Origin of the sequence: Shewanella sp. SP2S2-6 (assembly GCF_031931965.1) — a bacterium.
GTDB classification, from domain to species: Bacteria; Pseudomonadota; Gammaproteobacteria; order Enterobacterales; family Shewanellaceae; genus Shewanella; species Shewanella baltica.
In genome coordinates, this window is sequence record NZ_JAUOEQ010000008.1 from 17354 (window position 1) to 39667 (window position 22314).

Sequence of the window (22314 nt, forward strand, 5' to 3'; positions counted from 1 at the left end):
AAGGTTTTAGCTTCGGGTATTCCCGTGGATTTTGCAAATCGACGCTGTCATATGGCTGGGTAATTGAGCTGTTAATATCGCCCTTGGATAACTCTGTTAACCCAATTCAAACGTGAATCTGTGACTGAGCCCGCGTGTATGGGAGTTTTTGCTGTCCTTTACTTTAGCAAGCCTGTATTTATGTGGGGCATTAGCGTTTGATGTTTTACTCGAGCCGTAAATAGCGGACGAGTTCAGGGTTAGTCTCGGTGATTTTTATCCTTCACGCGTTAAGTCAGATCTGCAAAATCGAGTCTATCTTTTATCGGTACAGGCGTTGGCGGCGACATTGCCAGCCTAAGCCGTAATCCATTCAGCATACTGCTTAACACTAACACAGATAGAATTCACATATAGAATTAGGCTGTCACTCAGCGTGATTGATTAAGGGGAAAGCGTGCTCGAAAATCAAATGATGTTACTGGCGGTATTTGAACGGGCGGCCTTGATGCTGATGACCTTGTTCTTTTTAACCCGCACTCGACCGTTCCAGCGTTTATTCCAAAAGCGTAATCACACCCCCGCAGAGCTGGTCTCTGTGGCGGCGATATTTTGCTTATTTGCGGTGTTTAGTACTTATACCGGTATTGAGGTTGAAGGTGCGCTGGTTAACGTGCGCATTATTGCGATTATTTCCGGTGGAATTTTATTTGGCCCTTGGGTCGGCATTCCCGCGGGCGTGTTGTCGGGGCTGCATAGATATTTGATTGATATGGATGGCGATACTTCTATCCCGTGTTTAATCGCCAGCATTATTGCTGGTCTAATGGCGACCTGGATTTACTACAAATGCCCCAAATCTAAGTTATGGATTTATGGCATTGTGGCGGGCATGTTGTGCGAAACACTGACCATGTTGTTGATTTGGCTGCTGACAGAGCCGCACCAAGTAGGTGTAGAGATAGTGAGCCATATTGCCTATCCCATGATTGCGGGCACTGTGTGTATCGGACTGATTATTAAGCTAGTGCAAGATCTCGATGATGAGAAAGAGCTCATTGCCGCCAAGCAGGCCAAGCTCGCGTTGGATATTGCCAACAAAACCTTACCTTTCTTCCGCAAAATTGACCGCCATGCCTTAGAGCAAGTGTGCGGCGTGATCCGTAATGAAATCCATGCTGATGCCGTGGCGATTACCGATACTCGCGATGTATTAGCCTATATGGGCGTTGGCAAAGATTACTACGAGGTCGATGGTCATCAAGCGATTAGCGAGATGACTCAAAGGGCGATAGAGCTAGATCAAAACATTATTAACAACGACTTACGCCAATATCATTTATCGGATTTTCATTCGGTCATCATAATTCCGCTGCGTGAAAACGGCACTGTGAGCGGTACGCTGAAGATTTATTATCGCAATAACTATCGGATTACCAGCTCGCTGCGGGAAATGGCGGTGGGCTTGTCGCAGTTGATTTCGACCCAGATGGAAGTGTCGCGCATTGAGCAACTGCAAGAGATGACCCGCAAGGCGGAGTTTACTGCGCTGCAGAGCAAGATTAACCCGCACTTTTTGTTTAATGCCCTCAATGCGATTTCTTCTTTGATCCGTATTCGGCCGCAGCAGGCGCGGGAGTTGATTGCCAATCTGGCCGATTATCTGCGCTATAACCTAGCCAAGGGCGATGAGTTGATTGATATCCAAGAGGAAGTCAAACAAGTACGCGATTATGTGGCGATCGAGCAGGCGCGCTTTGGCGACAAGCTTGAAGTGGTGTTCGATGTCGACGATGTGCATTTTTGTGTACCTTGCCTCTTGTTGCAGCCGCTGGTGGAAAACGCCATTTTGCACGGCATTCAGCCACGTAGTGCGCCGGGCAGAGTGACCATAGAAGTGAAAAAACTCGATGCTGGCATTCGCGTGGCCGTGCGTGACACTGGTTATGGCATCAGCCAGGAGGTAATAGATGGCGTCGCCGCGGGTCGCATAGAAAGCAGCAGTATTGGGCTAATGAATGTGCACCAGAGGGTGAAGTTATTGTACGGCGAAGGTTTACAGCTTAAACGGCTTGAACCTGGGACTGAAGTCAGCTTTTATTTACCGGAAAATGAGGCGCAAGTATGTTAAAAGCCATCATAGTTGAAGATGAATATCTGGCCCGTGAGGAGCTGGAGTATTTAGTAAAGAGCCACAGTGAAATAGACATAGTGGCAAGCTTTGAGGATGGCTTGGAGGCCTTTAAATATCTGCAGGATCACGAGGTTGATGTGGTGTTTTTGGATATCCAAATTCCGTCCATCGATGGCCTATTGCTGGCGAAGAATCTGCATAAATCGACCCATCCACCCCATGTGGTGTTTGTGACTGCCTATAAAGAATTTGCGGTAGAAGCGTTCGAGCTCGAAGCCTTCGATTATATTCTCAAGCCTTACAATGAGCCGCGGATCATCAGCTTATTGCAGAAGATTGAACAGGCGGGGCGACAAGCGCCAAAGCCGCAACATGAAGCGGCGAGTAATGCCAGTCGTACCGTGAATTTAGTCAAGGGTGAGCGGATTATCGTCACGCCCTGCGAGCAAATTTATTACGCCGAGGCCGATGAAAAACTCACCTATGTGTATACCCGCACCGACCGTTATGTGATGCAGATGACCATTAGCGAGTTTGTCAGCCGCTTGCCCGCCGAGGGCTTTTTCCGCTGCCACCGTTCCTATTGCGTCAATATCAACAAGATCCGCGAAATCGTGCCTTGGTTCAATAGTACTTACCTGATCCGCTTGCATGATTTGTCGTTCGAGGTGCCCGTTAGCCGTAGTAATATTAAGGCTTTTCGACAGCTGATGAGGCTGTAATTGTCATTCATTCCTGCAGATCTGTATTTCATGCCTTAATTGATCGGCGCGAATGGCATCTCTCTTATAGTGGACTCAATTCCTGATCCCCTAAAGCGAGATGCATCATGACTAAAGAGATGAACCGTACTCGGTACCTGACCTTAGTTGGTACTATTATCACCCAGTTTGCACTCGGCTCAGTTTACACTTGGAGCCTGTTCAATGCGCAGTTGGCCGTTAAGCTCGACGAACCCGTCAGCCAAGTGGCGTTTGTGTTTGGTTTGCTGAGTTTGTCTTTGGCCGTGGCATCTTCCATGGCGGGCAAATTACAGGAACGCTTTGGCGTACGTAATGTCACCTTAGGCGCAGGCCTGTTACTCGGCGTTGGCTTCTTACTCACTGCCCAAGCCAGTAACTTGATGATGCTTTACCTGTGCGCAGGGATTTTAGTGGGCTTTGCCGATGGCACTGGCTACTTGATGACCTTGTCTAACTGCGTGAAGTGGTTCCCCGAACGCAAAGGGCTGATTTCGGCGTTAGCGATTGGCGCTTATGGTCTAGGTAGCCTCGGATTTAAATACATTAACGTGCTGTTACTCGAAAACACTGGCCTTGAAACCACCTTCCAACTGTGGGGCCTTATCGCCATGGCGTTGGTCTTGTGTGGCGGTATGTTGATGAAAGATGCGCCTGCACAATCAGCCGCAAGTCAGCAAGCCGAAAGTCGCGACTTCACCCTCGCTGAAGCCATGCGTAAGCCGCAATACTGGATGCTGGCGCTGATGTTCCTGTCGGCCTGTATGAGTGGTTTGTATGTGATTGGTGTGGCTAAAGATATCGGCGAGAAGATGGTCGACTTGCCTGTACTGGTCGCCGCCAATGCTGTTGCTGTGATTGCTATGGCGAACCTCAGTGGTCGTTTAGTGCTGGGTATTCTGTCGGACAAAATCCCCCGCATTCGGGTTATTTCGCTGGCGCAGATCATCACCTTAGTCGGTATGGTGTTACTGTTGTTCATTCCTTTGAATGCAAACTTGTTCTTCGTCGCGGTCGCCTGCGTTGCCTTTAGTTTTGGCGGTACTATCACTGTTTATCCATCATTGGTGAGCGACTTCTTCGGCCTGAATAACCTGACTAAAAACTATGGCGTTATCTACTTAGGTTTCGGTATCGGCAGTATTATCGGTTCGATTGTCGCCTCGTTATTTGGTGGGTTTATTGCAACCTTTAACGTGATTTTAGTGCTACTGGTGGTGGCGTTAGTCATGTCATTAACCATTCGTATGCCAGAGCCCAAAACCCCTGCGTCAGCTAAGAGAGCGACTAAGAGTACGCCTCGCTTAGTGAACATGACGGCAGAATCGGTTTAAGCACAAACACTTAGTCCGGCTTAGCCAAAAGCTAAAACAAAAATCCGCAGTCAAATGGCTGCGGATTTTTTACTTTTTTATCACCTCAACAACAGGTAACTTGATAACCTTAAAGCGTTATTCAGGATGTGTTGATGTTAACGGACCCTCTTTTTTGGTTGGTGGCGATACCCGCAGTATTGATTACTGGGATTTCTAAATCCGGTTTTGCGGGTGGCGTGGGCGGCTTAACTGTCCCGCTATTGGCGCTGGCAATTGGCCCTGCTACAGCGGCGGCAGTCATGTTACCACTGCTGATTTATATGGATTTTTTAAGTGTGCGTTCTTGGTGGGGGCAACATAATCCGCGTCATTTATGGATCCTCTTACCCGCGGCGATTGTGGGCATAGTCATAGCCTATTGGTTGTTCGATCGATTAAGCGAAGATTACTTACGGGCGATTCTAGGCTGTGTGTCCCTCGGTTTTGGTTTGTATGGTTTGATCCTTGGGGATAAAACTCAAGCATTACCTTCACCTTTGGTTGGGCGCTTGTGTGGCTTAACCGCCGGATTTACGAGTTTTGTTGCCCATGCGGGTGGGCCGCCACTTAACGCTTATTTGTTGCCGTTGCGTTTAGCTAAGACGGAGTTTTTAGCCACTGCCGTGGTGTTTTTTGCGGTGGTGAATCTGGTTAAACTTGTTCCTTACAGTTTGCTTGGGCAGATTAACCAAGAGAATATTATCGTTTCTCTGTTATTGGTGCCGCTTGCATGGTTAGGGGTAAAGTTAGGTTTATTCATTCAAGATAAAATTGACGATAGGTTATTTAAATGCATCATCTTGATTTTAATGGTGCTGGTGGGTGTGCGTTTATTGTGGACGGCGTTATAGTTTTAAGCTTTAGGTTATATTAGTCTGCTAGAGTGCGCGGGTGTTGGGGCGTTTTGATCCCCAGCCGCCCTGAATTTACCTGATAAAAACTCAAAATTACGTTACTGTGAAATCTGCCTGCAATGAGTTTGAAGCTATGAAACGATTACTGATAGTTATCTTAGCCTTAGGCCTTGGCGCTTGTGCTAGCGCGCCAGAACCTAAGCCTGTGGTAAAGCAAGTTGAACCCGCCACGGTTTGGAATGATAGCAATATCTCCGAACTGCATTCTGAATGGCGCGGAGTACCTTATCGCCTTGGTGGTGGCACTAAGCGTGGCATAGATTGCTCGGCTTTTGTGTCTGTCGCCTATCAGAAGATGTTGGGTATGACCTTACCGCGCACAGTCGAAGAGCAACAAGCTTTAGGTAAACCTGTGCCGAGAAATCAACTGCGCAAGGGTGACTTGGTATTTTTCAAGACAGGTTGGAGCACACACCATGTCGGCATTTATGTAGGAGGCGATAATTTTCTCCACGTTTCCACTAGCCAAGGGGTGAAGATTTCGAGCTTGCATAACAGTTATTGGGCGTCTAAGTATTGGAATGCACGGCGGATTTAGCCCTTTGACCGTTTTTATCTTTTGAATGGCTCAACTTGCAGTGAGAATGCCTGAGCCAATCTCCCTTTATGGCATGTTTTTATCGGCCCAATGCTGCTTTGCTTTGGGGAAGGCGTTTGTCATCAATGAACAATTTTTAAATTCCGAGTGTTTAAACGGTGTTGCGCGAACCCCATCACGTTTTAGTCGCCCCCTTTTCCGAGCATTTATGCTATTTTAGCTGCGGCTTAAGGTCGAAGCTGTAGCGGCTTCTTCCATGCTTGATGTCGACAATTTTCACTTCGGCATGTTTCATTTCAACATCATTGGGGATTTCCTATGAGCAAAGCAAAAATCGGTATTGTGACGGTCAGCGATCGCGCCAGCGCGGGAATTTATGAAGATATCTCAGGCAAGGCGATTATCGACACGCTCAACGACTATCTCACCAGCGAGTGGGAGCCGATTTATCAAGTGATCCCCGATGAGCAGGATGTGATTGAAGCGACGCTGATCAAGATGGCCGACGAGCAGGATTGCTGTTTGATTGTCACTACGGGCGGCACAGGACCTGCGAAACGCGATGTCACCCCAGAAGCGACAGAAGCCGTCTGCGATCGCATGATGCCAGGCTTCGGTGAGTTGATGCGCGCCGAGTCATTAAAATTTGTGCCTACCGCCATTTTATCGCGCCAAACCGCAGGGTTACGTGGTGATTCATTGATTGTGAACTTGCCCGGCAAGCCAAAATCGATTCGCGAATGTTTAGATGCCGTGTTCCCCGCCATTCCTTACTGTATCGACTTGATGGAAGGCCCGTATTTAGAGTGCAATGAGTCGGTTATCAAGCCATTCAGGCCTAAGGCTAAGTAATCTTGCTATCGAGCCTGTAAAACAATAAAGCCACTGAAAATCCAGTGGCTTTATTGTTTGAGGAGCTTAGGATTCATAACTGATTAATCTGTTGCTTTAGCTCGTACTCTGGCTCTGTCACTATTTTTTCAAGTATTTGTATTCGCTCGATTAGTGCTTGGTTTTGTAGGTTGAGTTGAGTCACTTTGTCCTCAAGGTGCCTATCGTCTGCGGTGCCCACTCTAAGTTGGCGCGCCTTTAGATAGTGTTTAAACATTTCAGTGGCGCTGAGGCCAATAATGAAGGTGACCATAATCACCATTAAGACAAATTCGTTTTCCATAACAAACTCCCGTAGCTATTGAGTTTTTCAACTTGGGAGCGACTTAGTTATCGCCCTCAAGTTTGTCGGTTTAAGTTTATCGTCCCCAAGTTTATCAATCGAAGCGCCCTATAAACCGAAGATCACTTTTTCACTCTTGAGTGACCTTTCCATGCCAAAGGCGAGCAATACCGCAATGGCGAGTGTGCCTAAGGTCGAAACCAGTAACTGCAGCATGGGCAAGTCTTTACCTTTGATAAAGTCCATTAATGCCTGTTGCTGACCCGAGACGGGCAACCACTGCAGCATATCTGGCGCTATGTTGTAACTGGCGGCCATCGACAGGGCTAAGGGCACAAATAGCACCATAGTCAGATAGGACTGAGCCTCCTTAAAGGTTTTCGCCATAAAAGACACAAACAGTTGCAGACAAGCGGCCATTAACGCGACGGGGATGCCGACCACTAACATCAGTGCCATAAATTCCGTGGTGATGTTGACGCTAAAGCCTAATTCCTGCCATGGCACAAAGGCGTAGGCGATTTTAGACACCAGCAAGATCAGCACTAAACCGAGCAAAGCGAACAGGCTTACCGCAATTATTTTTGATAGCACTAATTGGCGAGTGGTCAGCGGATGGCTCAATAGCAGGGCTAAGGAGTTGCGTTCGCGCTCACCGGCACTGGTGTCGATCGCTAGGTTCATCCCCGAGATAAATACCGAGTAGATCATAGTGAAAATGGCGATACCTAAGATCATCCCGCCCTTCGAATCTGTGGTCGCTTGGTCGTGGACACTGACCTTCAGTGGCTGCATCACGCGGGGATCGATACCGCGGGCTATCAGCCGTAGACTGCCCATTTCTGTGCTGTAGGACTGCAGTTGCTTCTCGAGTCGGCGAATCGAGTTTTGCAGTTTTTCATTGGAATTATCGGCAACAATCGTGATCTCGGCGCCTTTACCTTGGTTCATTTGCGCGGCATAGTCTGTGCTGATGATAAGCTCTATGGCCTTAAGTTCACTGTCCTTAGCTTCACCGCTGTTAATACCTTTATTCGATAAAAAACGGACTAAATCCGGCGCTTTATCAGGGTTGGTAATAGTGATCTTAAGATCGTCTGGACTCGTTAGCTGACCAATTAACACCATAAACAGGCCGCACATGATCAGCGGCGTGCCGATGGCGTAATAAAGCCCCGCCATCACAGAGCGCTTATCGCGAGCGGCATCGATGAGTTCTTTACGAACCATAGCGATTATTTTATTCATACTGTCATTCCTTTAACCATGTTCTTAAATGTCATGCCTTTACATATCAAGGTTTTAAAGGATAAAACCTGCGGGCGTAATCTTTGCTGGGTCATCATGCCGCTATCCCTTCATCTGTGCCGATCAGTTGAATAAAGGCTTCTTCGAGTGAGTCCTTACCCGTTTGGGTGCACAGTTCGGTGGGGCTGCCAATGGCGACGACTCTGCCTTGGGCCATGACGATCACTTGGTCGCATAGCGCGGCGACTTCCTGCATCACATGGCTAGAGAACAGCACGCAATGTCCTTGATTCTTAAGGTCGATAAGAATGTCACGCAACAGGCGAGTGCTCATCACATCCAGCCCTCGGGTCGGCTCGTCGAGGATAATGTTGCTCGGGCTGTGGACGATTGCCTGTGCGAGGGCGGTTTTCATCCTTTGTCCTTGGGAGAAGCCCTTGCAGCGGCGATCGCTAATGTCTTCCAAACGTAATTTCGCAATCACTTGGCTGGTGGCTTCCTTGGCCTCCTTGGGTGATAAGCCGCTTAGCTCGGCAAAATAACGAATGTATTCCCGCGGCGTTAAACGTTCGTACAGACCAAAAGGGTCGGGGAATAGCCCGAGTTGCTGCTTAGCGCCGATAGGGTCGATGGCGACATCTATGCCTTCGATTTCTGCTTTGCCGTTATCGGGTTTCAGCAAGCCAAAAATCGTGCGTAAACAGGTAGTTTTACCCGCGCCGTTGGGGCCGAGTAATCCTGTGATTTGGCCGTTTTGTGCGACGAAGCTTAAGTCATTGAGCGCCTGCACGTCACCGATGCGTTTTGAAAGATTGGATACTTTGATCATGGCTTACTCCTTGGCCCCAGTGCTGGCTTTATCATCTGCGGTGGTTTTTGTGCTGGTCGCGTTAAGCGGTTCTACCGAGCTGGCATTCAAATAAAAGCTGCGGCGCACATCTTTCTTTAAGCATTCGCCGTCGAGATCCTTAACGGAACCCGAGCGGACCAGATCGGCGATCAGGTTATTAGCGCAGGATTGATAGGCTACGCCGTGGGTCGCATAGGGGGCGACAAAGTGTTTGGCATTGGTGAGTTTTTCCATCGCTAACTCGCCCCAACTCGGTGGTGTCGCGGGGTCGATTTCGCCGGATAACAACAAGGTCGGAATATCGCTGCTGATGGGCTCGCTAAAGCTGTCATCGACCGCGGGGACTTTCCATACATCACACGTGGCTTCTAAGCCTTCGAGCATAGTTTTGCCCATAAAGGAATGCTGAGCCTGCTCGCGCATGGCGGGCGTAATACGGTGCATATCTTCGCCACAGACCACGGATGCGTGCATACCCATCGCCATGCCAGCATTGTCGATAGTGAGGGAATACAAACCGAGTATGGGTTGGAAGTTGTGTTTCGCGGCTTGATGAATCGCATGGGGCACTAAGGCGCGCACATTGGCTTGATACAGCGCCATGCGGATGGAGCCGTAGAACTTACCGCGCGTCATGGTCAACATAGTCTTTTCACCTGTGACAGGATCGTAGACGTTTTCCATCACGGGCGCTTTGGCGAGTGAGGCCGCGACTTGGTCGAATTCGGCTTTCAGCTCTGGGAACTGGGCATGACAAGCGGTGGTTTCTTGGCAATCTTTAAAGAGTAAATCAAAGCCCCGATCAATCGATGCGCCGATTTCTAATACGCTTTGTTGCATCGGCACTATGCCGTCTAAGGTCACTGTGGCTAAGTGTGCTGGGTATAAACGCATGTAAAGCTGCGCCATACGCGTGCCGTAGGAGATGCCGTAAATATGCAGTTTTTTGTAGCCTAAATGCTGACGCACGGCTTCGAAGTCTTTAATCGCATTGAGGCTACCGTATTGGGTGACGTCGGCATCGATTTTGGCTAAGCATTTTTGGGTTTCGGCTAAAGTGTCGGCATTGTCATCATCGAATGACAGTGGAGATTGCGCGCCTTCATCACAGGTCAGCAGATTCGAGCGGCCTGTGCCCCTTTGGTCGATCAGCAAGATATCCCGCTGTTGGCGGACTTTGCTCAGCATGGCATCAAAACCCGCGGCATTGTCTATGGCCGATTGTCCTGGGCCGCCAGCAATGGCGAGTAAGGCTTCTTCATGGTTGACGTTTTTCACCGCAGGCAAGACCACGTAATGCACTTGGATCTGCTTGCCATCGGGTTTGTTGGGGTTTTCAGGCACAGTCACAAAACCGCAGTTTAGGCGATCGGATACACCTTCTACATAACAAGTGTCGGTGTTATTCGCTATGTTACTCGCGATATCAGCCGCTTGTGTCTTTTGGCTTTTTACATCACTCGCCCACGTCGCCGTACTTGCCATCGCCAGCATAAGTGTGCTGACGCTTAACATGCGCTTGCACCATGTGGCATTAGCGCCATGCAGTTGCCGAGTGGGCGAAGGGCGTTGAGTGGTTTTGCTTAACTTCCTGTGTGTCATGCTATCTATCATGCGCGCTTTCCTTTTTGCATTTCAGGACGAGTGTGTTAATTTAAATACCAGTGTATCGGTGTATCAATGTATTAATACAGTGTGTAAAGGCTAATGTTAGAACTTTTAAATGTCAACCCCAGCAGTGGCGAACCAATTTACAAGCAATTACACGAACAGGTCGTGCGTTTAATTGTGGGCGGTCAACTGCAAGTGGATGATGTCTTGCCCTCTGTGCGCCAGATTGCCGAGTATCTTACGGTGAATCCTATGACTGTCTCCCGTGCGATTCAGCAGCTTGTCGATCAGGGGTGGCTCGAACGCCGCCGCGGCCAAGCGACAAAAGTCGCGCTGCGCACTGAGACTATGGCATCGGGGGCGAGCATGCTCGAACCCCAGCTCGATGCTTTGTTATCGCAGGCTAAACAGTTAGGCGTCAGCCTGTCTGAGTTAATACAATTGATAAATGAACGCTGGCAAGACTAGCGTTAACCTACTGTCTATTATCGATAAATAGAATAAAAAAGGATGAAATTCGATGGACCAAGCGTGCACACCAATACTTGAATTTAGCCAAGTGAATAAAGTCTTTCGCGGCAAAGACGCGGGTGAAAAGTGGGCGCTTAAGGATTTATCGTTAACCTTGTCGGCGGGCATGGTGGTCGGGTTATTAGGGCAAAATGGGGCGGGTAAATCGACCCTAATGCGCTGCGCCTTAGGCGTGCTTACGCCGGATTCTGGCAGTATTGTTACCTTAGGCGAAATGCCCGAAAACTTAACCTCAAAGGCAAAGGAGCGCTTAGGTTATGTGCCGCAGCAACCTTTTGGTTATGAAGGGTTTACCATTGAGCGCGCCCTCGATTTACACCGCAGCTTTTATCCCAATTGGGACAGGCAATTAGAACAAGATTGGCTAGTACGGTTCGAGTTAGATGTGACCCAACAGGTGCAATGTTTATCTGTGGGGCAAAGACAATCGCTAGCCTTGATTATGGCGATGGCTTATCGTCCTGAGCTATTGATCCTCGATGAACCGGTCGCCAGTCTCGACCCGATTGTGCGGCGCAAATTTATGGTCGATTTGTTCGAGCTCGCCCTCGAATCCGGCTCCGCTGTACTGTTTTCATCCCATATCACTTCAGATATCGAGCGGGTTGCCAGCCATGTGGCGCTGATTAAACGCGGCGAATTAGTGCTGTTTAAAGAAATCGATGCTCTACGGGAACAAGTGCGTTTACTCACACTCGCGCCTGCAACAGTTTTGCCTGAGTCGGTCACTGTGCTCAGCCGTGTCGGTGATTCTGTACTGGTGGATTTAGGCGAGCACAGCGCGCCAATCTCGGGTGTATTAAAGAACGAAGCCCTTAATTTGGAACAGCTTTTTATGGAGCTACACAGATGAGTGCGCCAGAACTAAACATCACGCCGACAGCTAAAATGAAAGGCGCGCGGTTGATGAATTCATTTAAAGGCATGCTGCGTCTTTGGTGTTTTGACGTCGGCAGTGTGAGCTTTTTGGGTACTGGCTTATTGGGAATGGTCTTAGGTTGCATTACAGCGTTGCAGGGCAAAAGTGACAGTGTTGAATTGTTGTTTTGTATGGGAATCGTTTCAAGCTCGGCGGCGGTGGCGTGGCAACTTATACGTTTGATGGCGAGCGAGTGCGCTCAGTTAATTCCCCATTATCGTCGCCATATTTATATTCAAAGTGCTGTGGTGTTAACCAGCGTGTTTGGCATAGGCGTGTTAATTTGTTTGGCTCTGGGTTCAATGTCTAGCCTGTCCACCTTAGTGCTGGCCTTGGTGATGAGTTTTGCCTTTATTTACCTGTGTTTACTCAGCACTCAGTGGTTTTACGCTTCCTTTTTATTGTTTGTTTTAGTGCCGTTTATCTCCTTGATTACAGGTTATATTTCCCTATGGTTAAGTGCGATTGCACTGGTGGTATTAGGTGCGCTTATTGTCCGTACCTGCCGTGCTTTACCTTGGCGTGCTGAGGCGAGAACCGTGTACCTCAATGGCCTCGAAATGGGCTGGTTCTGGCTGCCAAATTTGCAATCGATGCGCATTTTGAGCCGCTTTGAGCGTTATCTGCATCCCACCAATTTTTTTATCGGCCCTATGCTGACGATTTTACTGCTGCTCATACCGGCAGTCTGTTTAGTACTTGGAGTGTTATCGCACCAATTCCATCAGAATTTCCCCGTGTTACTGCTGTTGGCACAGTTCAGCGTGATTATGTGTTCGTTGGTGCATTGGAGCCGAGTGCAGCGTTCGCGCTCGACCGAAACCTTATTACTGATGCCAGGATTTGATGGTCGAAAAGGACTCATAGCGGCTTTTTGCCGTGGCCAGCAACGACTGCTGAATGTGGTCGTCGGCATTATGCTGGCGTGTAGTCTGCTGCTGGGTTGGCTCAGTGGTGATCTGAATATGCCATTAGTGGGTCATCTGGTGCTTAGCACTTACTGGGCCTGCGCTTTGACCTTAGGTTTTGGCTGTATGTGTCGCCGAGTGTTGCATGTCACGCTCACTATGATGGTTGTTGCGGGACATTCCCTGTGGGTGTCCATCAGTCTTGCGTCTTTACGGGATGGCGGCAATCTAGGTGATTGGTTTATCTGGGATATGCTCTTAATGATACTTGGGAGCATAGTCCTGTTTTGGGGCAAGAAAACCCTCTGGAAGGGAGATGTCATTAGCGGCTAAACGGATATAGATTGCGATATTGGGACTTAGCTTGCACAAGATTAGAGCAAAAACTCTTAGTTTTTGGCTGGCCTTCAGGTAGAATGGCGCAAAAGCGGTACACTTGTAAGCTAAAAGGTGAGTCTCTTATGTCTCTCGATCAATATCATGTTATTCGACTATTACAGCAGCAGAGCGAGTCTTTAAAAGACGCGATAGCGCTGGAAGGTTTTGAAATGGCCGCTCCTTGGTATCAGGTGAGCTGGCAAGCCTTTGACCAAATTAGCAGTAAAATTGCACAAGTGTTGATCGAACTTGGCGTACAAGTGCAAGACCGTTGCGTTATTTTGGCGCAAAACTGCCCACAGTGGACCTGTGCCGATGTCGGTACACTTAAAAGCCGCGCCGTTGTGGTGCCGATTTACCCCACCAGTACCGTCGAGCAGGCGAGCTTTATCGTTAACGATGCCGCGGCGAAGGTTATGTTTGTCGACGATGCTAAGCAATATGCTATGGCCTGCGAGCTTCAAACCTTATGCCCAAGCCTAGAGCATGTGATTGTTTTTGATGCCAGCGTGGCACTCGCAGCCGACAAAGCTTTCCAGCATTGGCATTTAGATGCCCTGCTAGCGGGCGATGCGAAAGCGATGACACAAGAAGTTGAGCTTAACCAGCGTTTACAGGCGGCTAATCTCGATGATTTACTGACCTTAATTTATACCTCTGGCACCACGGGCGATCCTAAAGGCGTGATGCTGGATTACCGCAATATGGCCTCGACTATACGTCAACACGATCATATTTTGCCTTTTAAAGCTGGCGATGTGTCTTTAGCATTTTTGCCATTAAGTCATGTATTTGAGCGCAGTTGGAGTTTCTACGTTTTGTGCCGTGGCGGTCATAACGTTTATCTGCAAAATACCCAAAGAGTGAAAGAGGCGATTAGCGCCGTACGTCCACATACCTTGTGTGTGGTGCCGCGTTTCCTCGAAAAAGTGTACAGTGCCGTACAAGATAAAGTCGCCAAGTCAGCCGATGGCCGTAAGAGGCTGTTTGCTTGGGCTATGCGCGTTGGCGGGCGTCAGTTCGAAGTCGGCCAAGGTCGTGCTAAGGGCGGATTATGGTTATCGCTGCAATGGCGTTTAGCTAACAAACTTGTGTATAGCAAGTTGCAAGCTGTGCTCGGTGGACGTTTGAAGTTTATGCCCTGCGGTGGCGCGGCATTAGATGTGAATGTTGGCAGTTTCTTTCATGCGATTAATATTCCTGTACTTTGTGGGTACGGCATGACCGAAACCAACGCCACTGTGACCTGTAACACCTTGGACAATCGTGTTGCCGGATCAAACGGTAAAGTCCTACCTGAAATCGAAATTAAGCTGGGTAAGGACGATGAGATTTTAGTTCGTGGCGACACTGTGATGCGTGGTTATTACAATCGTCCTGAAGATACCGCTGCAGCATTTGAAGATGGTTGGTTAAAAACCGGTGATGCAGGGCGTTTCGATGCGAAAGGTAACTTATTTATTACCGACCGTATCAAAGAGTTAATGAAAACCTCTAACGGCAAATATATTGCGCCGCAACGGGTTGAGGGCGCTGTGGGTTGTTGTCCTTTTATCGAACAAGTGGCGATTATTGCCGATGCGCGTAACTATGTGACCGCCTTAATTGTGCCAGCGTTTGAGTCACTGGAAGCGTGGGCGAAGGACAAAGGGCTGAAGTATGAGTCTCCTTTAGAATTGCTGCGCCATAGCCATGTGGTTGAACATTTTGAGCAGCGCTTAAAGCAGTTGCAGCATGAGCTGGCGGGATTTGAACAGATTAAAAAGTTCACCCTCTTGCCTGAAGCTTTCTCGATGGAAGCGGGTTTAATTACCCCAACGCTTAAGTTGCGCCGCAAGATGATTTACCATAAATATGCCCATGAAATAAATGCTATGTATAACAACTGATTGTTAAGTTATTGTTGCTAAAGGCCGCTATTGCGGCCTTTTTTGTTTCTGCTACTTCCTGAAGCGCCTAACTTAGCTTAAAATTCGCCCCGTTTACTGGTGCGCACGAGGCGCAAGGTGTCGGTGTAAAGGATAGTTAAATGGAACTTTCGATTCGTCATTTATGCGCCGCTGTCGGTGCTGTGTTACTTTCTTCTTTTGCGGTCATTCCTGCTGCGGTGGCGGCGGATTTCGACAAAGTGGTTCACGGTCCCGTGGATCTTCCTAACGGCCAATGGCTCGATTTCTACCAAAAAGACCAGCACGTATGGAGCGAAATGCTCTACGGCGATGCGCCAGGCGTGCGCATTGACGATTACGGCCGCGCTGAAATTGTGGCAGTTTTTTACTATGATTTTGATAAAGGCGGCACTAAAGAAGTGATCGTCATGCTCAAGGATGAAGATGGTCAGCACCTGCGCGGCTATGGTTTTGATGGGGAAGAGCTGACTAAACTACCGCGCCTACAAGTTGTGCTCGATGAAGTGGCCCCAACCTTAACCACGTTTACCGTGGGCGGTGTCCGTAAAGTGCTAAGCCAGATTCCGCCACAGCAATACCGTATGACCTATGATGTTGAAGCAATTGAAGATCCTGCCATTAAAGCGATTGTCGATGGCTCAACTAAGCTCAGGCCAACCTTAGTGGGTTATCGAAATTCCGAAGGTTCACCCGTCGATGTAAAAACCGCCGTCGAGTATAAATTACGTTATCCACTGACTCGCAAAGATAAAGATGCTCAAGGCATTGAGCGCCAATACAGCTTAGTGACCACCTTTGATCGCAGTGGTTATAGCGAAGAAGACGGTAGTTTTGTATTGGTGAGTGTGGCCTTTGAGGCTGATCACTTCGACTGGCTTAAAAGCGGCGGCGCTGAAATCCCCCGCACAGGCCCATTCTACAATTTTATGAGCATGGGCATGGGTAGCACTTGGGCAGGGCTTGCGAGTGAAAGTCATTATGCCCAAGGTCTGCTCGATGGTGCCTATGTTGCTTACGATGGCCGCAATGGCAATGTGATGTATTCGGGCGATTACAAGCAGGGTAAAAAAGTCGGTAAGTGGATGGAAGCCGATAGCCGAGAAACCTATTGGGAAGGCGAATACCTTGACGGTAAAAAACAAGGTAAATGGATTACACAGTCGATATTCGATGAGGCCGATAACTTCGGTTTTGCCCACTACAATCAGGATGTGCTCGACGGCCCCTACGAAATTTATGCACTAGATTATGGCTCCAGCACCGAAGGTGCTAAGCAATTAATGGAAAAAGGCATTTATCGCAACGGAGTCAAAGACGGTGAATGGTTAGAGCAAGATGGGACGAAAGGGCGCTATGAACAAGGCGTAAAACAAGGGCCTTGGGTCGATAAAGAGACCCGCGGACATTTTCGCGATCAGGTCGGCGAAGGGGCTTACCTTGGAGGAAAACGCACTGGTCCTTGGATATTTAAAACCGAGAACGGGGCTCGTACTGAAGTGAATTATATCAACGGCTTGCGTCAAGGTGAGTCTAAATCATTCGACAAGAATAATCGGATGTTTAATATCCGCCATTATGAGCAAGGTAGGCTTAATGGTCAGAGTATTTGGTATTCCAGTCAGAATATTATGGTAGATATTTCTAACTATCGCCAAGGTGAGTTAGATGGCCAGCAAATGCGTTTTAACCCCCGGAGCAGTGAGCTGGCTGAATTAACGAGTTATAAATTTAATGAAGCGGTGGCGCTAAAGCCTTCGCACGATGAATGTATCATGCGTGAGAATCCCTACTCAGATGATTGTGAAGGGGTGATCAATAATAAAAGTGAAACAACCTCATCGATAAAACACGGCGAGCAGCGTGAATATCTCGACAGCGGCACGTTATATAAATTGTCCTATTACACTAATGGCGCCGTAGATAAAGAATATCAGTTCGATTCCAACGGCCGTTTAAAGTATATGAAGGCCTTTAAAGCGGGTAAGGAATACGGCCCAAGTATCAGTTATTCCACAGATGGTGGATACTCACTCTCTCAATATGGTCAGCTGGTGAATAACCGTCTCTCTGGCCCCCATTACAGCTTCTATCCGAATGGCCAGTTAAAGCATTTTTGGAACTACTGCCAGCAAGAAGGCGAAACCTGGAACGGTGAACCTTACTACTGGGATAACGCCATTGCGCGCTGTGGTATACAGCGGGAGTACTTTGATAATGGTGCCGTGAATTGTATTGAAGAGTTAGATAGCAATTATGCCGTGGATAAAGTGTGTTACGACTCTAATGGCCAAATCGCGCAAGAAATGCTGCGCATCGATGAACAGCATGTGGTCCATAAGCGTTATATCAAGGGGGTGATCTATCAGGAAGACCCAGGGTTTGCTGCTCATTCTAAAATGGTCAAAGGTCGCACTATTTATCACTTAGAAAACCCAAAAAGCCATGGCGTGTTTAAGTCCTACAATAGTGGCAAGTTAGAATATGAAAAAATTTATGATATGGGTAAGGCAGGATGCATGAAAAAGTATGATGCCAATGGCAAGCAAACGGCAGAAACTGCCAGTTGCCAATTCTAAGGTCTAGATTTGTTTAGCCTTTAGGGTCTGGTAGGCTTGGGATCAAGGATGAATTTGGTGCGGGTAGCTTAATCGCGATAAGCATTAAATTCATCAGTTTATAGAATAACAATAAAAAGGAAGCCCGAATGTCAGTTACCGAATACAGCCTCGAAATCCACCCAAGATTCACAGAAACCGATGGCCTAGGCCATATCAATAACACAGTGATCCCCGTATGGTGCGAAGCCGCGCGCACACCAATCTTCGAGATTTTTAATCCAGAGTTGGATTTACATCAGTGGAATCTTATCGTGGCCGGCTTTACCGTGGCCTTTATCGCGCCGACTTATTACGGCAAAAGCGTTACGGTGAAAACCTATGTCAGCCGTATCGGCAACAGCAGTTTCGAGCTGACGCAAACCTGCTGGCAAGCCGGCAATAAAACCGCTGAAGTGAAAACTACGCTGGTGCATTACGACTACAGCTGCGAAAAGAGTCGCCCTATTCCTGAAGATATCCGCGAAATGCTCGCCAACCTGAATGGTGAAAGTGCTTAATCTTTCCCGTCTCTCGGTCAGCGCAATTGCAATTGCGCTGCTGAAGCGTTAATTTGTCGACCCGTTAACTGTGATGCAGATCACTTATCTGTATCGCCTCATTTTTATCGGTTCGGATTAACCATGAGATTCTATTTTACCCGCATGCGCTCGAAGGACATTTGCCCACCAAGACAGCCACTTAAAAAGATTGTGTGGTCATGGGTTGGAGCTTTCTGTGGCATTTACTTGGTCGCGAGTCTCGCAAATTATATGAGCGAAAACCTCGTTGGCACTATGTTTGTGATTGGTTCATTCGGCGCTTCAGCTGTACTGGTGTACGGCGCACCGCTGGCAGAGTTTTCTCAGCCGCGTAACTTGATTGGCGGCAGTGTGTTATCGGCCTTAATTGGGGTCGCAGTGTACCAAGTGTGTGGCGATTATGTGGTGCTAGCCAGCGCCTTAGCAGTATCCCTGTCTATCGCATTCATGTACCTGACTCGCACTCTGCATCCACCGGGCGGTGCAACGGCACTGATTGCCGTGATAGGCGGTGAGAACGTACATCAACTCGGCTTTCTCTACGCGTTAATGCCAGTATTTCTCGGCTCAGTATTACTCTTACTGGTCGCGCTGGTGGTCAATAACCTCTCCACCGATCCCAAGCGCCATTACCCTGTGTATTGGATTTAACCTATATAAGGTCAATGTGCTGAGTCATTACCTCGATAAATTGGCGGCTTTTTGGGCCAATTCAATTAAGCTTTGTAAACCCGCGTTAGTGATTGACCTTTAGCCTTAGTCGTCATTTTCAGAGGGTAATAAATTGCCATCAGCTTGGGGTTTACAAGGAGTGTTAGTGAAAACAGTGTTAGTGAAAACAATGTTTGTGGGAATCTTGTGTGGTTCATGTATCGCCGCTCACGCGGAAGTACCACAGCTAGATTTGGGTGATATCGTCGCCCAAAAAGTAAAATCGGATATCGCCAGTGCCATGGTGTTAACCGACGCCAGTTTGATCTCGCTCGGCATTATCGATTTTGATCCAAATAAGCTCATCGACTTTGGCAAAATAGATGCAGGCAGCGAGGCCTCGCTCGAGCGTCGTAAGTCACATAAATCTTATTCATTGCCTTGGGAAGGAAGCTGGGAGCAAGTTACGTCCGAGTGGCAAACCGCTACCGCAGCAAGATTCTCCTATATAGATGCCCACCAAAAAGTCGCATTAAGCACAGAAAATGCCGAGCTTAATGTCCAAGATGACAGCAGTTTTCTCCTATTTGCGGAACAAAAGTGGCGTTATCAGTTAACTGAGCATTGGCGCTTAGTCCTCGGGGCGGGAGCCCAAATGGTGTGGTACAAAAACACCTTCGACTTTCGCGATCCCTTTATCCAGCAGTTTCAAAGCCAATTAGATAAGCAGCTCACTAATACTTCGTACGCCGCCCTGATGGCGGACCCATCGGTTCAGTTTAGCTATACCAATCGCTTATGGGACTATAAGTGGGAGTTTATTTCGACCTTCCGTTATGGTTTTGGGCAGACCTTGTTTACAGATTCGGATACTCAATCGGTATCGCCCGAAGTGGGGCGCTTAAGTAATGCTGTGATCATGCATGTCGATTTGCCGAGCGTGTGGAATAACCGCAATGAGATGCGGTTGTTGTTAAAGCGTATCGATTTAAGCGGCGACAGCGTCGAGGCAATGGGCACTCACAACTATTACGAATTTGGCGCGGGATGGATTATTGAAACCCCGTCAATATCGGACTGGATTGCCAATATTGGTATCGGTATCACCATCAATGTGAACAGTGGTCTCAGTGGCGGTGGCGTGGTATTGCTGTTTAATGAAGAGTTGTAACGTGAAGATACACAAGCGGCCTGTTTATCTCGGCCGCAGATTATTGCTATGTGCTTAGTCTTGTTGATGTTGGCGTAAAATCGCCAATAGTTCAGGGCTCAGTTCGGCTTTAGTGCCGGTTTTAAAGTTAAACATCACGGCGACTGAAGTACCTAAGGTGGTTACTGCCTGCTGCTGTTTACTGAAAGCCTGATAATGCATGGTAAATCTATCGCTGTGAATATCGCTAATGCTGACACTCACTAATAGAGTATCGGGGAAGGTCACTGGGCGTTTATAGCGGGCCTGATTTTCGCTGATCACCGGGCCAATACCTGATTTATACAGGGTATCTAGCGGGAAGAGGCGATTGAAAAAGTCGATACGGGCCGTTTCAAAATAACGGAAATAGACGACGTTGTTGACGTGTTGCAACGCATCCATTTCGCCCCAAGCCACGGGGATTTCGGTCACTATAGGGTGCTGTGCGAGAAACTTTTCCATTGTGTTTTCCAGTGTGTTTGGCATTGAATTGCCGATCTAAAAATGCGAGTTGAAACGCTCGTTTAAGATGGTCAGACTAGCAGCATAAAGAACAAGCGACAAGCCATAGCGTTATAGGCATTTAGCGATAACATTAAGCGAAACAAGGAGCAGTGCATGATTAAACGAGTCGGAAACACCCATATTCAAGCTGAACACCAAGCGTCTTGCCACTGTGGCGCTGTTGTTTTGCAATTATCGCTGCCCAATGGCATCGAAAATCCGCGCCGCTGCGATTGTTCTATCTGCCGCCGTAAGGGCGCGATTGTCGGCTCTGTACCGCTGGCAGGGATCAAGATCCTCAAGGGTGAAGAGGTGCTGAAATGCTATGAATTTAATACCAAAACCGCCAAGCATTACTTCTGCTCCGTTTGTGGCATTTACACCCATCACCAGCGGCGTTCCAATCCCCATGAGTATGGTTACAACATTGGTTGCCTCGAAGGGGTCAATCCATTTGATTTAGACAATGTGCCCACGAATGATGGCGTTAACCATCCTGCGGATCGTTAGATTATGAACATAGGTCAGTTTGCTGCACTCACAGGTTTGTCGGCGCACACGCTCAGATATTACGAGAAAATCGGCCTGCTGCAGTCTGTGGTGCGAAATGTGAGCGGGCACCGCGACTATGCCGCGAAAGAAGCAGAATGGATTGGGTTTATCAATCGCTTAAAAGAAACGGGCATGCCGCTAAAGCAGATTTTGACCTATGCCGAGCTGCGTGCTCAAGGCGATACAACCGCAGGACAGCGGCAGCAATTACTTGAGCAACATGCCGCACAATTGGCTGAGCGTATTCGCCAAGAGCAGGCGCATCTGATCGCCCTCGAGCAAAAAATCCGCTATTACCAAACGCATTTCAGTGATTAAGCTTAGCGATTCCATTTAGCCACCTATTTAGCGATTCGGTTCAGTCGCTCAGTTCTGCATTTAAATCCTAATCGATTAATATTATTCGCTTTTATCTTTAGCTGCTGTATTCCTGCTTCAATCACAGGGCTACCTGCATTATTCATCAATCAGCCGTTGACTTAGAGTTAACTCTAAGGCGTAAGCTGACTTCTGTGGTCAAATCCTAAGGAGTCAAAATGAGTAATCAAAGGTATGTGCAGGGCTTAGCTAAGCTGACTGAAATCGACGGCGAAGCGGGCGAGAAAGTGATCAACAGTCTGGCAAATATTTGCCCCGACTTGGGCAAGTACATTATCGAATATCCTTTTGGGGATATTTATCAACGTGAAGGACTCGATCTTAAGACGCGTGAGTTAGTCACGGTCGCGGCGCTCACAGCGTTGGGGCATTGTCAGCCGCAGCTTAACGTCCATATTAATGGTGCGTTGAATGTTGGTTGTGCACCGCAGGAAATCGTCGAAGTGATACTGCAAATGTCTGTTTATGCTGGCTTCCCCGCAGCACTGAATGGCATGTTCGTCGCGAAAGCTGTCTTTGCCGAGCGGGAGTTAAATGTCGTTTGAGTCTATTCTGAGTTAGGTTCATAACACTTCATTGAGGCGATCTTAAGGTCGCTTTAATTGTACTCATAGCTATTACTTCTAAATCCCTTTAAACGATATGTCTGCTCCGCGTCATCGACATAGAATCTCGCGGGAGATTCATTTCGCCGCTAAAGGACGATTCGGCA

At 48.1% G+C, this 22314-nt stretch carries 22 protein-coding genes; 17 read left to right on the top strand and 5 right to left on the bottom strand.

Going from position 1 to position 22314, the window contains the following annotated elements:
* Positions 1–436: 436 nt before the first annotated feature.
* The 6 genes from Q4Q57_RS08110 to mog all read left to right on the top strand — a co-directional run bounded on the left by Q4Q57_RS08110 (position 437) and on the right by mog (position 6512).
* The gene (locus Q4Q57_RS08110; RefSeq protein WP_297895283.1) at positions 437–2110 is read left to right on the top strand and encodes a sensor histidine kinase; all 1674 of its coding nucleotides are present in this window, start codon (positions 437–439) and stop codon (positions 2108–2110) included.
* Positions 2104–2835, top strand: coding sequence for a LytR/AlgR family response regulator transcription factor (locus Q4Q57_RS08115; RefSeq protein ID WP_006083764.1), 732 nt, complete (start codon positions 2104–2106; stop codon positions 2833–2835). Before Q4Q57_RS08110 ends, Q4Q57_RS08115 begins: the two co-directional genes overlap by 7 nt.
* Before the next feature lie 107 nt (positions 2836–2942).
* Entirely contained in the window at positions 2943–4187 is a 1245-nt protein-coding gene (locus tag Q4Q57_RS08120) for an MFS transporter (protein WP_113941214.1), read from the top strand.
* A gap of 134 nt (positions 4188–4321) precedes the next feature.
* Complete coding sequence (locus tag Q4Q57_RS08125; RefSeq protein ID WP_311890508.1) at positions 4322–5059, top strand: sulfite exporter TauE/SafE family protein; 738 nt, start codon at positions 4322–4324, stop codon at positions 5057–5059.
* A 136-nt stretch (positions 5060–5195) separates the two neighbouring features.
* A complete protein-coding gene (locus tag Q4Q57_RS08130) occupies positions 5196–5660 on the top strand; it encodes an NlpC/P60 family protein (RefSeq protein WP_105250911.1) in 465 nt (154 codons plus the stop codon).
* A gap of 318 nt (positions 5661–5978) precedes the next feature.
* Positions 5979–6512 (top strand): molybdopterin adenylyltransferase, encoded by a 534-nt coding sequence (gene mog / locus Q4Q57_RS08135; RefSeq protein WP_106648670.1) that lies wholly within the window; start codon positions 5979–5981, stop codon positions 6510–6512.
* A gap of 73 nt (positions 6513–6585) precedes the next feature.
* Here mog and Q4Q57_RS08140 read toward each other — a convergent pair whose 3' ends face one another.
* The 4 genes from Q4Q57_RS08140 to Q4Q57_RS08155 all read right to left on the bottom strand — a co-directional run bounded on the left by Q4Q57_RS08140 (position 6586) and on the right by Q4Q57_RS08155 (position 10546).
* Positions 6586–6834, bottom strand: a complete 249-nt coding sequence (locus Q4Q57_RS08140; protein ID WP_306684054.1) for a hypothetical protein — start codon at positions 6832–6834, stop codon at positions 6586–6588.
* 108 nt (positions 6835–6942) lie between these two features.
* Positions 6943–8082, bottom strand: a complete 1140-nt coding sequence (locus tag Q4Q57_RS08145; protein WP_311890509.1) for an ABC transporter permease — start codon at positions 8080–8082, stop codon at positions 6943–6945.
* A gap of 94 nt (positions 8083–8176) precedes the next feature.
* Complete coding sequence (locus Q4Q57_RS08150; protein WP_107946174.1) at positions 8177–8911, bottom strand: ATP-binding cassette domain-containing protein; 735 nt, start codon at positions 8909–8911, stop codon at positions 8177–8179.
* A gap of 3 nt (positions 8912–8914) precedes the next feature.
* Complete coding sequence (locus tag Q4Q57_RS08155; protein WP_311890510.1) at positions 8915–10546, bottom strand: alpha/beta hydrolase; 1632 nt, start codon at positions 10544–10546, stop codon at positions 8915–8917.
* Positions 10547–10639: 93 nt separating this feature from the next.
* Between Q4Q57_RS08155 and Q4Q57_RS08160 the strand changes: the two genes are divergently transcribed.
* The 8 genes from Q4Q57_RS08160 (at position 10640) to Q4Q57_RS08195 (ending at position 20147) form a co-directional block, all read left to right on the top strand.
* A complete protein-coding gene (locus tag Q4Q57_RS08160) occupies positions 10640–11011 on the top strand; it encodes a GntR family transcriptional regulator (RefSeq protein WP_311890511.1) in 372 nt (123 codons plus the stop codon).
* Between the two features lie 52 nt (positions 11012–11063).
* On the top strand, positions 11064–11927 hold the full coding sequence (locus tag Q4Q57_RS08165; RefSeq protein WP_311890512.1) for an ABC transporter ATP-binding protein: 864 nt from the start codon (positions 11064–11066) through the stop codon (positions 11925–11927).
* The gene (locus Q4Q57_RS08170) at positions 11924–13234 is read left to right on the top strand and encodes an ABC transporter permease (RefSeq protein ID WP_311890513.1); all 1311 of its coding nucleotides are present in this window, start codon (positions 11924–11926) and stop codon (positions 13232–13234) included. The genes Q4Q57_RS08165 and Q4Q57_RS08170 overlap by 4 nt, the downstream gene beginning before the upstream one ends.
* A gap of 128 nt (positions 13235–13362) precedes the next feature.
* Positions 13363–15168 carry a long-chain fatty acid--CoA ligase gene (locus Q4Q57_RS08175; protein ID WP_311890514.1) on the top strand — a complete coding sequence of 602 codons (1806 nt, stop codon included), beginning with the start codon at positions 13363–13365 and terminating at the stop codon, positions 15166–15168.
* A 140-nt stretch (positions 15169–15308) separates the two neighbouring features.
* Positions 15309–17765, top strand: a complete 2457-nt coding sequence (locus Q4Q57_RS08180; protein WP_311890515.1) for a hypothetical protein — start codon at positions 15309–15311, stop codon at positions 17763–17765.
* A 128-nt stretch (positions 17766–17893) separates the two neighbouring features.
* Positions 17894–18304: a thioesterase family protein gene (locus Q4Q57_RS08185; RefSeq protein ID WP_220591617.1), complete on the top strand. Its 411-nt coding sequence runs from the start codon at positions 17894–17896 to the stop codon at positions 18302–18304.
* A 123-nt stretch (positions 18305–18427) separates the two neighbouring features.
* Entirely contained in the window at positions 18428–18976 is a 549-nt protein-coding gene (locus tag Q4Q57_RS08190) for an HPP family protein (RefSeq protein WP_006083741.1), read from the top strand.
* A gap of 166 nt (positions 18977–19142) precedes the next feature.
* Positions 19143–20147 carry a Solitary outer membrane autotransporter beta-barrel domain gene (locus Q4Q57_RS08195; RefSeq protein ID WP_311890516.1) on the top strand — a complete coding sequence of 335 codons (1005 nt, stop codon included), beginning with the start codon at positions 19143–19145 and terminating at the stop codon, positions 20145–20147.
* A gap of 54 nt (positions 20148–20201) precedes the next feature.
* Here the strand turns inward: Q4Q57_RS08195 and Q4Q57_RS08200 are convergent, their stop codons facing one another.
* Positions 20202–20630: an acyl-CoA thioesterase gene (locus Q4Q57_RS08200; RefSeq protein WP_311890517.1), complete on the bottom strand. Its 429-nt coding sequence runs from the start codon at positions 20628–20630 to the stop codon at positions 20202–20204.
* A gap of 156 nt (positions 20631–20786) precedes the next feature.
* Here Q4Q57_RS08200 and Q4Q57_RS08205 point away from each other — a divergent pair, with 156 nt between their 5' ends.
* From Q4Q57_RS08205 to Q4Q57_RS08215, 3 genes are all read left to right on the top strand, one after another.
* Entirely contained in the window at positions 20787–21182 is a 396-nt protein-coding gene (locus Q4Q57_RS08205) for a GFA family protein (RefSeq protein WP_311890518.1), read from the top strand.
* Between the two features lie 3 nt (positions 21183–21185).
* Positions 21186–21542: a MerR family transcriptional regulator gene (locus Q4Q57_RS08210; protein WP_311890519.1), complete on the top strand. Its 357-nt coding sequence runs from the start codon at positions 21186–21188 to the stop codon at positions 21540–21542.
* A gap of 218 nt (positions 21543–21760) precedes the next feature.
* The gene (locus tag Q4Q57_RS08215; protein ID WP_006083736.1) at positions 21761–22147 is read left to right on the top strand and encodes a carboxymuconolactone decarboxylase family protein; all 387 of its coding nucleotides are present in this window, start codon (positions 21761–21763) and stop codon (positions 22145–22147) included.
* The last annotated feature ends 167 nt before the right edge of the window (positions 22148–22314 follow it).